This window comes from Pelovirga sp. (genome assembly GCF_059864205.1).
Genome location: NZ_JCBCBS010000214.1, coordinates 1 through 10,706, shown reverse-complemented (window position 1 = coordinate 10,706; position 10,706 = coordinate 1). Strand labels below are relative to the sequence as shown.

The window sequence follows — 10,706 nt, the reverse complement described above, 5'->3', positions numbered from 1 at the left end:
CAGTACGTCGCTGCTTAAATTCTGGGCCTCATCAATGATCAGCAGGGTTTTGCCACCCCGACTATGAACATCAAGCAAGAACAGATTCAGGCGATCAACAAAAATTTTGACACTGGTATTGCCGGCGGGATATGCGACACCCAGTTCGTCACAGATGGTTGCCAGCAATTCAACGACCGACAACTTGGGATTAAGGATAAATGCGATTTCTGCATCATCGGGGATCTGATTAAACAGAGAACGGCAGATCGTGGTCTTGCCGGTGCCGACCTCGCCGGTCAGCAGCACAAAACCGCTGTCAGTCTTAATGGCATACAGAAGATGAGCCAGCGCCTCACGATGCCGTTCGCTCATGTAGAGAAATTGCGGGTCGGGCGCGATGGAAAAGGGGGCTTCCTTTAATCCGAAGTATTCTTTGTACATGATGTCCCGTAGATATGCATTAAACAGCTAAAATCAACAGCTTCTATACCACAAACACCGCATCAGGTCAGTTGAAACCGCACGACAAAAAAGGATATTATCTATTTACGCAGGACAAAAAAATGCCCCGTGACCAGGAGGGGATCACGGGGCGACACACCTTAAGAGAGGTTTTTGAGAAGAGAGAGACTTCCCCTTGCGTAAGCTCAGCAACGCCTGCCACAACGCCCCTGAACTTGATTATATTTATATCCCAATTGATAATGATTGTCAACAATCATTTTATAAAATATTACCTTTTCTGTTCTGTTTTTTTCTATCCTGCTGTTTTTAAATGATTTTAGTTTTCACGCAGCTGCTTGCTGCTCATACTCCTCAACCAGCCGCTGATATTTTTCCTCCAACCCCGGCATCAACCCCTTCGCCTTATCGTAAGCCTTGACCATGCGCGACCGCACCTCTTCCGGCAGAATCCGCTCGGCCAGGGGATAGAGGATATTGTCTTCTTTGTCGATATGCTCGCGCAACAGCGCGATATAACCGGCAGCGTTTTCGGCAATCACCGGAATCTGCCCGGTTTCGCCGGCCAGAGCCTTTTCTGCCGCTTCTGCCATAGCACGAACAAAAGCGCGCCCCTGGTCATGCTCGATATGCATTGCTTCAATCGGTGACTGCTTTTCCGGCATACCGTTGCTGATCAGCTCGACGAACAGCACATCTTCTTCCTTGGCATGATGAAAACGGTCGGCGTAGTTACGGATAAAATCGACCGCATCAAGAAAAAACTGCCAGTTGCGGAAACGCCCCTGCTCCATTAGCGCGACATTTTTCTCCAATAACGCAATCATCCGCAGAATCAGTTGATGCTCCTTAACCATAACTTGAGTGATATCTGTTTTCATCCGTTGCTCCTTTCTCCAGCAACGCCGATGATGGCGATCTCAAGAGGGATATCCTTACCTGATGCCTTGACCGCCTGCTCGGCCATGATCGCCATGCCGCGACAACAGGGAACTTCCATGATGGTGACGGTAACCGACTGGATATCGTTCTGCTGCAGGATCTCCGTCAGTTTGTTCACGTAATTGCTGGTGTCATCCAACTTCGGACAAGCGTTGACCAATACCCGCCCCTTGATGAAGTCACGGTGAAACTCAGCGTAGGCAAAAGGGGTACAGTCCGCTGCGATGAGCAGATGAGCACCCTGCAACCAGGGGGCGTGGGGTGGCACCAGGTGTAACTGGGTCGGCCACTGACGCAATTCCGACTCAATCCTTTCGGTGTTCCGGCTGATCGGAGTGACTTTTTCAACGCTGCGAACCTGGCTGCCGGGGCAACCGCATGCAAGATTTTTCATGATTTATCTCCTGTTGTCTGGGGTTTTTGTATTTTTATACCGATGTCAGGTACTCGTTAATTTCCTGTTCGATTTGCGCCTCGACCTGCTCACCAAGAGCGTGGATCGTCACCACATCCTTGAGCAGGCAGATACCGACACGACAACTGACGCAGCCGATATCGAATTTTTCGAGAATAGTTCCAATCTGTGGATGAACCGTCAACACGTCCTGAATGGCCTGACTGCCAATATCTTGATGTAATTCCATGCTGTCCTCCCTGGTTTGATGTGAGGTCAGACTAGAGGAAAATCAGCGGCAAAAACATGACCTGGATCAATTATGACTTTTTTTGTTATTTTTCCGGCGAGAATGTCAAGCGAAGATAAAGACCTTGCGAAACCTATCTCATCTATTAGACTTCAGATTAACGGGAATATCTTTTTTAACTGTGTTTACAGCCCTAAGGCATCGCTATGGAAAGGCATCTCACGCTGGTCCACAACATGCGCAAACCTTCTTTCTTCGGCCCCTCGGAACCGGGAGCCGAACTGATTGAAACCCATATTTCGTGGATTTTTTTAAGTGGTGAATATGCCTACAAGATGAAAAAACCGGTCAATTTTGGTTTTCTCGACTTTTCCAGCCATGCTAAACGCCACTTTTTCTGCACCGAAGAATTGCGCCTCAACCGCCGTTTCGCCCCGGAATTCTATCTTGCGGTCATTCCTGTCGGCGGATCCTTCGACCGACCGCAGCTGAACCAGGAACCGGCGCTGGCGTACCTGGTAAAAATGCACCGTTTTCCCCAGGAAAATCAGCTCGATCGGATGCTGGCAGCAGGCAGATTGGGTGTTGCTGCGTTAATCGCGTTTGCCGAAAAAATTGCTGCTGTTCACCGGCAGGCAGCCCAAGCAGATCCGCGCAGCCATTTCGGCACGCCTGAGAGTGTCTTCAAGCCGATACGCCAGAATGTTGAACAGATCAGATCGGCTCTCCCCGACAGCGCAGCGCTACGTCCTGTCAGCACTATCGAACAATGGAGCGGAGCAACCTTCGCAATGCTGCAGTCTGTCCTGGTTGCGCGACGCGAGGCAGGTTTTGTCCGCGAATGCCATGGCGACATGCATCTGGCCAACATGGCCTGGTTTCATGACCAGCCGCTTTTATTCGACTGTATCGAATTCAACAAGAACCTGCGCTGGATCGACACCATCAACGACATCGCTTTTCTGGTGATGGACCTTGATAATCGCGCTCAACATCAGTACGCCTGGGCCTTTCTCAATGCCTACCTGCGCCATACTGGTGACTATGACGGACTTAAGCTGTTGCGCTTTTATCAGGTTTATCGTGCCATGGTCAGGGCCAAAGTCCTTGCCCTGCGCCTGCGCCAGCCGGACCTGTCAACGCAGGAGCAGCAGGCTGATCTTGAACAATTTGAAACCTATCTGGGCCTTGCCGGGAGCTACACGCAAACACAGCCGCAACAACTGATGATCACCCACGGGTTGTCAGGATCGGGGAAAACAACCTTTGTCAACGAACTGGCACCGCATATCGGAGCCATTTGTATCCATTCCGATCTGGAGCGCAAGCGCCTTCATCACCTTGGGGCCAACCAGTCCGGCAAGGCCTCCATCGAGCAGGGGATTTACAGTGCGGCGGCGAACACCAAAACCTACGACCACCTCAACCAACTGGCCGATACCATCCTTGCTGCCGGATTCAGTGTCATTGTCGACGCCACCTTTATCAGGCACGCTGATCGCCGGCAGTTCGTACAACTCGCGACCAGGCGGCAATGCCCCTTCAACATCCTCGATTTTCAGATGACTGAGAAGCTGTTACGACAACGGATCCAGCAACGCTCCCGGCAGGGGAACAGTTTTTCGGATGCGGATGAACAGGTGCTGGACTTTCAAGTTGCCCGTGCGGAGCCGCTGACAGCGGCGGAAAGGAACATCAGTATGACCATTGATGAGCTGACAGAAGTGAAAACGGCTGGAAAACACGTCAAGGAAAACTTGACCGGTTAGAGCCCGCTGTACCAGCTTGGATGTGATAAGGCCGGCGTTCCGTCGCGCTGTCACGCATCTCCAGGGGGCTTACAACAAATATAGTAACTATTCAGCACTATCCTTGCGCAGGGCCTTTGGCTCCTGGGGCAAGGGTGTTTGTCGCCATGGACGGCGACAACAAGCGGCCATGGATGACCCAACGGGAAACAATCGCGTCCCTTGTCATAGAATCCGAAGATCCGGTGCTGAACCGTTACCAAATATATTTAGAAATAGGTATTATGTCCCCCGAAACACCATATCAAATTCCTCCCCTGGCTGGAGTTATCAATATGGGGTTCATAATGAGCGGCTTTATCGGCAACCCGGAATCAAGTACAATGGCTGCTGACCGAACATTTCAGCCCGCCGCGATTCATTGTTCATCAACCCCCACCATACTGGAGAGCGCTTATGACCCGTTACGACATCATGGAAGCCATCAAGGAACACAATGTCAACTTTTTCCGTCTGCAATTTGTCGACATCTTCGGTTTCATGAAAAACGTTGCTCTGCCGATCAGTCAGATCGAGAAGGCTCTGGATGGCATGATGATGTTTGACGGCTCGTCGATTGACGGCTTTGTCCGCATCAACGAATCAGACATGTATTTGAAACCCGACTTCAATACCTTCGTCGTTCTGCCGTGGCGCAGCAGAAACGGTGTCAACGCAGCCCGAATAATCTGCGACGTACACAAAGCTGACGGAACCCCGTTTATTGGTTGCCCCAGAGTTAATCTGAAAAGGATTCTTGCCGAAGCCAAAGACCTCGGCTACACCATGAACGTCGGTACCGAGTGTGAATTTTTTCTGTTTCAGAAGGATGAAAGCGGGATTCTTTCAACCCGTACCAATGATGTCGCCGGCTATTTTGATGTCGACCCCGATGATAGCGGTATCAATTGTCGGCGCGAGGTCATCGATACCCTCGAGGCCATGGGCTTTGAAGTTGAAGCCTCCCATCATGAGGTGGCCGAAGGACAGCATGAAATCAACTTTAAATACTCTGACGCCCTGACCGCTGCCGATAACACCCTCACCTTCAAGTGGGTGGTGCGCTCCATCGCTGCCAAACATGGCTTTCACGCGACCTTCATGCCCAAACCGGTCTACGGCATCAACGGTTCGGGGATGCACACCAACCAGTCCCTGTTCAACCTTGATGGCACCAATGCTTTTTTTGACGAAAACGGCCCAATGAAACTCAGTACCACTGCCTACCATTATATTGCCGGTATCTTAACTCACGCGCGCAGCTTTACGGCCGTCACCAACCCGCTGGTCAACTCCTACAAACGCCTGGTCCCCGGCTATGAGGCACCGGTTTATGTAGCCTGGTCCGGCTCCAACCGTTCAGCGCTGGTGCGCATCCCCTCGTCCCGCGGCTTAAGTACCCGGACCGAAGTACGCAGCCCTGATCCTTCCTGCAATCCGTATCTGGCTCTGGCAATGATGCTCAAAGCCGGCCTGGATGGAGTTGTCAACAAGCTTCCGGCACCGGATCCGGTCAACATGGATATCTATCACATGACCCAGACAGAGATGGATGCCGCCGGTGTTACCTGTCTGCCCGCCAACCTGCATGAAGCGATTGAAGCAATGAAAGATAACCCCCTGTCGCAACAGGCCCTGGGTGATCACATTTATATTAAGTATATTGAGGGGAAAGAGAAAGAATGGGATGCCTGGCGTACGGCGGTTACCGATTGGGAAATTAACACCTATATGAAAAACTTCTGACCGCCATTCGGATGGCTGGGCAAAAAGCGCAAGTACCCTGCAACTCATAAGATGTCGCAAAAATTGCGCTGGATTTTGGTGCGCTAGATTATGGGTTACAGGGTACTAAATGCAAGGCGCGCAAATGTCGGCCAATGAGGCGTACTTATGTACGTGGAAGCACGTGAGACATTTGTAGCAACACAGCAGTTGGTGAGTTTTTGCGACGCCATCAAAAAAAATGCCCCGTCAGGGAGGAGATCCTGACGAGGCCAGGCACGTGGGAGAGAGAGTCTCACGGCAAAAAACGAAGTTTTTGGGTTTTTATTTATCAACCGACAGTTGTCGGGTACCATCTGAGCTCAAAACACTCTGGTCAGACCATTTAATATAGTGACCGCCCGGTACCTGTCAATAAAATTCTTGATCATTCTACTCCTGCCACGGGCCGGGGGCACAAACAGCCCCCGCTTCATTAGCTTTGCTCCCGCAATTACCACAGATAAAACGCGGCGCAACAACCAGACGCTCGATTTCATCATACCGTCCGGCGGCCTTGAGTTCGCAGAGATGCCGCTGGTGATTTTCCGGATTTCGGCACAGGTTATCGACAAGCGCTAGACGTCCACTCATGATTTCCCCCTGTTTTTGCTACCGTGACCCGCCCCAAGAGACTCGGCCAGCAACTCCATGGTGTGCGCACAACGTACCGTCGAATCGGCCTTGCCCATACTGCCGCCGATCATGATCATACAGCCGGGGCAGTCCATGGCAACGGTTTTGACACCGGTTACCTTGATACTCTCGACCTTGTCAGCGGCAATCTGGCGGGAAATCTGCGGGTGGCTCAAAAAAGAATAGGTGCCGCCGAAACCACAGCAGCGATCGCTGTTTTTCATCTCTTCAAGCTGATACCCTGCAGCCTTCAACAGCGCGCGCGGCTCTCTCCAGACATCATTGCCACGCTTTAAATGGCATGAATCATGGTAGGTTATGCCGGCAGCAGATGCTGGATTGAGCAGGTCGGAAGCCTTGAGCACATTCCCTAAGAAGGCGGCGGCATCCATGGTTTTTTCTGAAAGGCTGACAGCCCGCTGCGACCAGATCGGATCATCGACCAGACGTTCGACAAAGTCGCGCTTCACCCCCATGGTACAGGTCGGACAGACACACAGCACATAGTCGACAGCGGCCTCATAAAACGCCTGGACGTTCTGCTTGGCAAGTTCAACCCCGGTCTCGGTATCACCGGCATAAAGGGCGGGGATACCGCAGCAGTTCTGCGCGTTCGGAAAAACCACCTCGACCCCGAGGTGGTTAAGTACCTTGACCAGGCTCACGCCCACCTGTGGATAGACAAAATCGGCTCCGCAACCAACAAAAAAACCGACCCGATAGCGCGGGTTATTAACCTTCTGGTCAATTTCGGCAAAAAGATCACGGAACGACCTGGGTGCCACCGCCGGCAGATCGCGCCACTGGGTCAGATCCTTGTCCATAAAATGCATCGGCAGATGACGGATCACCCGGGTAGCAGGTTGTCCTTCTTTTGGCTGAGTGACCGGCTTCTGCAATTTGGCTGCGGCCTTGACCATAGTGTGGAACAGGGCGCGATTGCGCATAACCGCCTTGAAGGTGATATTTTTGACCAGTCCCATGCCGTATTCTTTGGTGACCTGCTGACGCAGATGGAGAATGATTTCCTCAAGGTCGATGTTGGCCGGGCAGACGGCAGTACAGGAACGACAGCCGATACAGGCGCGGGTGATTTCCCTGGCCTTATCCAGCCCCTCGTAAAAAGCGGTAAGGATAACACCTATAGCGGAAATATAGATGCTGCCGAAGACATGACCGCCGACAGTCTGATACACCGGACAGACGTTGGCACAGGCGCCGCACTGAATGCAGCGCAGGGCATCGCGGCACACCGGTGACTCGTAAAGCGCCTCCCGACCACCATCAATCAGCACGATGTGCTGTTCTTTGTCATTGCCGGGGGTCGGTACCGCACCGCGAATCCAGGTTACATAGGAAGTCAGCAACTGACCGGTGGCATTACGCGGCAAAAGGCGGGTGATCTTGATGGCATCTTCAATACTGCGGACAAGCTTGTGGATGCCGGCAAAAACCACATGAACCTTAGGCAGGGTGGCACATAAACGCGCGTTGCCCTCATTGGTGACCAGACCGATGCCACCGGTTTCGGCCACCAGAAAATTGGCGCCGGTCAGGCCGATGTCGGCATCGAAATAGTCCTTGCGCAGTTGTTTTCTCGCTGCATCAACAAGGGTCTTGATATCCGCTTCGAGGGGTTCGCCAATCTCCTTGCTGAACAGCTCGGCAACCTCCTCCTTGAACATATGGATGGCGGGCATCACCAGGTGGGAGGGGCGCTGACCGGCCAGCTGCACAATCCATTCACCCAGGTCGGTCTCGGCGGCGCGGATCCCGGCAGCTTCAAGGGCTTTGTTGAGGTGAGCCTCTTCCGAGACCATCGATTTGGACTTGGTGATCAACCGGGCATTTTTCTCGCGCGCCAGATTCACCACGTAATCGTTAGCCTCGCGGGTGTTTTTGGCGACAAATACCCTGGAGCCTGCTGCTTCAGCATTGGTGATAAATTGAGCAAGGAGTTCTTTACGCCGCACCCTGACATCGTCCTTGATTTCCGCCAGCTCAGTGCGCATCTGATCAAAATCGAGCCCGCGAAAGGCATTCTCCCGGGCGATCAGGTAGGCATCGCCAAACAGGTGCAAAGCCTCGCTGAGCTTGGGTTTGCCCAGGGCATTTTCAACGCGTTTTTTAAAATCGGCAGTTTCGGCCATGGTTCTCTCCTCAGCAATCGTAGTCAGATCTCTTGCTGTATCAAATCAACAACGTCGGGAGCAATAAATTGCACCCCTACATCCGTATCGGTGGCACGAATATCACTCTTGTGGAGGCGCGATTTATCGCGCCCGATGGTTATCTGTCGCCTATATCTCCATCAGATCATCAGATACATCAGGGACAAGCAGAATATGGAGTTCACGTGGACCATGGCAGCCAATGGTCAGTACCCGTTCTATGTCAGCAGTACGACTGGGACCAGTGATGTAAGCAACAAAGCGCGGTTCAGAACCTGCGTACAGGGTATTCATGGGAGCAACTGCGGCCAGATTGTCAGCGAGGATTTTGGCGGGGTCGAGAATAACAAAATGGACTTCGGGGATGGTTGTTGCCAAACGGACATCTTCACTGGTGCTTTCCAGCACGACCGTACCGGTATCCGCCATGGCGAAATTGCAGAAGGTCACCCCGGCGCCCGGCAACTGCCCGGCATCACGGAAACTACCAGCGAACACTTCCCCCCCAGCCGCCGCCGTCATGGCACGCAAGCCATACTTCTCAGCCAGCGCGGTTTGTGGAATCAGGATATTGCCGACGGCATGACGCCCGACATAGTCAGCCGCATCCTGCAATGTGGCACAAGGTACAATGGCAGCCCCGACACGACCGGCAGCTTCAGCAAAACGGTAAACCAGATTTTTTTCTGCCATGGCGCATTCTCCCCATAAAACGTTGATTCCGTTCTACCGGTACAACCGGAAAAAATAAGCGTGATACGAAATTGCAATTTTGGTCTTACCACTTCCATAGTATAATCTTCTTACCTTTGTCAATAAGCATTGTTTTTCAAGTAGCAAAAATACCGCGCCCAAATCACAGCAGCACAGGAACTTGGCGATCCCTGCGCCCCTCTCCAGAGAACAACTGATTCATGCTTGTCGTGTTTTGATTCATTTTTGATTCATTTACAAATAACTGTTTTTTATGTTTTTTATCAGTTATTTTACGTTTTTGATTCTTTTTAAACTCAGCAAAGCTGGAAAATATCCCAACGCGATTGGGCAACCACATGAAATAAAACGTTTTTTGATCGTGGAACAATCCTTGCTATACTTGCCAAATCAATGCAAGGGCAACCAATCATTCACAAAGGATCAAACTATGAGCGATATCTACGTCATCTGCGCAAAACGTACAGCTTTTGGCTCCTTTGGCGGAACGCTTAGCGAGCTGACCGCCCCGGAACTGGCGGCACAAACCATCAGGCATATTCTGGATGTCACAACACTGCCACCCGAGGCAATTGACGAAGTTATTATCGGCCAGGTTCTCCAGGGGGGCGCTGCCCAGGCTCCGGCGCGTCAGGCCATGCGCTTGGCAGGCATTCCGGACAGTACCGCGGCCATGACGATCAACAAGGTCTGTGGCAGCGGCCTGAAGTCTATCATGCTGGCGGCTGATGCAATCGCCCTCGGCAACGCCCACATCGTCCTTGCCGGTGGTATGGAAAGCATGTCTCAAGCGCCTTACGCACTGCCTAAAGCGCGCTTCGGTCAGCGTCTCGGCAATGGTGAACTGGTTGATCTGATCATCTTCGACGGTCTGCGCGATCCCTATTCCGGGCGCCACATGGGGGAGATCACTGATGACTGGATTCAAACCCACGGCCTGACCCGTGAACAGCAGGATGCCTTTGCCGGACGCTCTTATGAGCGATCCCGGGCCGCTGTCAGCAACAACACCTTTGCCGACGAACTGACACCGATCGTTATCAAAACCCGTAAGGGAGAAACCACCGTTGCGGCTGACGAGGAACCTTTTCGCGGCGCAATAGACAAACTCGGTGACCTGCGTCCGGCATTCAGCAAGACCGGAACCATTACCGCCGGCAATGCTTCAACCATCAACGATGGCGCGGGAATTTCTCTACTGTCCAGCGAAGAAGCAATAAAAACCCACAACCTCAAGCCGATCGCCAGGCTGGTTGCCGGCGCAACCAACAGCATTCACCCAGACAAATTCGCTGAAGCTCCGATCGATGCGATCAGCAAATGCTGCCGTAAAGCCGGGCTCAAGTTAAGCGATATCGGCCTGTTTGAAATCAACGAAGCTTTTGCCGCTGTTCCTCTGGTAGCGATCAACCTGCTTGGACTTGATCCAGAGAAGGTCAATGTCAACGGCGGTGCGGTCTCGATCGGTCACCCCATCGGCGCCAGCGGCGCGCGCCTGACCGCCACCCTGCTCCGCGAGATGAAGGTCCGGGGCGAGAAATACGGCCTGGCGACCCTGTGTATTGGTGGCGGTGAAGCGGTAGCAGCGATCTTTGAGCTGATTT

General features: G+C 52.5%; 11 protein-coding genes. 3 read left to right on the top strand and 8 right to left on the bottom strand.

Going from position 1 to position 10,706, the window contains the following annotated elements; translation table 11 throughout:
- The 4 genes from AC6F7T_RS13300 to AC6F7T_RS13285 all read right to left on the bottom strand — a co-directional run.
- A partial coding sequence (locus AC6F7T_RS13300; protein ID WP_500719606.1) for an AAA family ATPase occupies window positions 1-423 on the bottom strand: 423 nt, incomplete at its 3' end.
- Between the two features lie 347 nt (window positions 424-770).
- Window positions 771-1,325, bottom strand: a complete 555-nt coding sequence (locus AC6F7T_RS13295) for a hemerythrin domain-containing protein (RefSeq protein ID WP_500719604.1) — start codon at window positions 1,323-1,325, stop codon at window positions 771-773.
- Entirely contained in the window at window positions 1,322-1,780 is a 459-nt protein-coding gene (locus AC6F7T_RS13290; RefSeq protein WP_500719602.1) for an iron-sulfur cluster-binding oxidoreductase, read from the bottom strand. The genes AC6F7T_RS13295 and AC6F7T_RS13290 overlap by 4 nt, the downstream gene beginning before the upstream one ends.
- A gap of 34 nt (window positions 1,781-1,814) precedes the next feature.
- Window positions 1,815-2,030 (bottom strand): hypothetical protein, encoded by a 216-nt coding sequence (locus tag AC6F7T_RS13285; RefSeq protein WP_500719600.1) that lies wholly within the window; start codon window positions 2,028-2,030, stop codon window positions 1,815-1,817.
- 206 nt (window positions 2,031-2,236) lie between these two features.
- Here AC6F7T_RS13285 and AC6F7T_RS13280 point away from each other — a divergent pair, with 206 nt between their 5' ends.
- Together AC6F7T_RS13280 and glnA are read left to right on the top strand one after the other, a co-directional pair.
- Window positions 2,237-3,799, top strand: coding sequence for an AAA family ATPase (locus AC6F7T_RS13280; RefSeq protein ID WP_500719598.1), 1,563 nt, complete (start codon window positions 2,237-2,239; stop codon window positions 3,797-3,799).
- Between the two features lie 435 nt (window positions 3,800-4,234).
- Window positions 4,235-5,563 carry a type I glutamate--ammonia ligase gene (glnA, locus tag AC6F7T_RS13275; RefSeq protein WP_500719596.1) on the top strand — a complete coding sequence of 443 codons (1,329 nt, stop codon included), beginning with the start codon at window positions 4,235-4,237 and terminating at the stop codon, window positions 5,561-5,563.
- A 411-nt stretch (window positions 5,564-5,974) separates the two neighbouring features.
- Here the strand turns inward: glnA and AC6F7T_RS13270 are convergent, their stop codons facing one another.
- From AC6F7T_RS13270 to AC6F7T_RS13255, 4 genes are all read right to left on the bottom strand, one after another.
- On the bottom strand, window positions 5,975-6,175 hold the full coding sequence (locus tag AC6F7T_RS13270) for a hypothetical protein (RefSeq protein WP_500719595.1): 201 nt from the start codon (window positions 6,173-6,175) through the stop codon (window positions 5,975-5,977).
- Window positions 6,172-8,367 (bottom strand): L-lactate dehydrogenase (quinone) large subunit LdhH, encoded by a 2,196-nt coding sequence (ldhH, locus tag AC6F7T_RS13265; protein WP_500719593.1) that lies wholly within the window; start codon window positions 8,365-8,367, stop codon window positions 6,172-6,174. The genes AC6F7T_RS13270 and ldhH overlap by 4 nt, the downstream gene beginning before the upstream one ends.
- A 150-nt stretch (window positions 8,368-8,517) precedes the next feature.
- Window positions 8,518-9,081 (bottom strand): LUD domain-containing protein, encoded by a 564-nt coding sequence (locus tag AC6F7T_RS13260; protein ID WP_500719591.1) that lies wholly within the window; start codon window positions 9,079-9,081, stop codon window positions 8,518-8,520.
- 163 nt (window positions 9,082-9,244) lie between these two features.
- Entirely contained in the window at window positions 9,245-9,442 is a 198-nt protein-coding gene (locus tag AC6F7T_RS13255) for a hypothetical protein (protein WP_500719589.1), read from the bottom strand.
- A gap of 90 nt (window positions 9,443-9,532) precedes the next feature.
- Here AC6F7T_RS13255 and AC6F7T_RS13250 point away from each other — a divergent pair.
- Window positions 9,533-10,706 (top strand): acetyl-CoA C-acyltransferase (locus AC6F7T_RS13250; protein WP_500719587.1); only part of this gene is annotated, 1,174 nt, incomplete at its 3' end.

Bases quoted from the DNA above. Each gene is read 5' to 3' on its own strand.
- ldhH (WP_500719593.1), bottom strand. From the start codon at position 8,367: ATGGCCGAAACTGCCGATTTTAAAAAACGCGTTGAAAATGCCCTGGGC.
- AC6F7T_RS13290 (WP_500719602.1), bottom strand. From the start codon at position 1,780: ATGAAAAATCTTGCATGCGGTTGCCCCGGCAGCCAGGTTCGCAGCGTT.
- AC6F7T_RS13270 (WP_500719595.1), bottom strand. From the start codon at position 6,175: ATGAGTGGACGTCTAGCGCTTGTCGATAACCTGTGCCGAAATCCGGAA.
- AC6F7T_RS13295 (WP_500719604.1), bottom strand. From the start codon at position 1,325: ATGAAAACAGATATCACTCAAGTTATGGTTAAGGAGCATCAACTGATT.
- glnA (WP_500719596.1), top strand. From the start codon at position 4,235: ATGACCCGTTACGACATCATGGAAGCCATCAAGGAACACAATGTCAAC.
- AC6F7T_RS13285 (WP_500719600.1), bottom strand. From the start codon at position 2,030: ATGGAATTACATCAAGATATTGGCAGTCAGGCCATTCAGGACGTGTTG.
- AC6F7T_RS13280 (WP_500719598.1), top strand. From the start codon at position 2,237: ATGGAAAGGCATCTCACGCTGGTCCACAACATGCGCAAACCTTCTTTC.
- AC6F7T_RS13260 (WP_500719591.1), bottom strand. From the start codon at position 9,081: ATGGCAGAAAAAAATCTGGTTTACCGTTTTGCTGAAGCTGCCGGTCGT.
- AC6F7T_RS13255 (WP_500719589.1), bottom strand. From the start codon at position 9,442: ATGTGGTTGCCCAATCGCGTTGGGATATTTTCCAGCTTTGCTGAGTTT.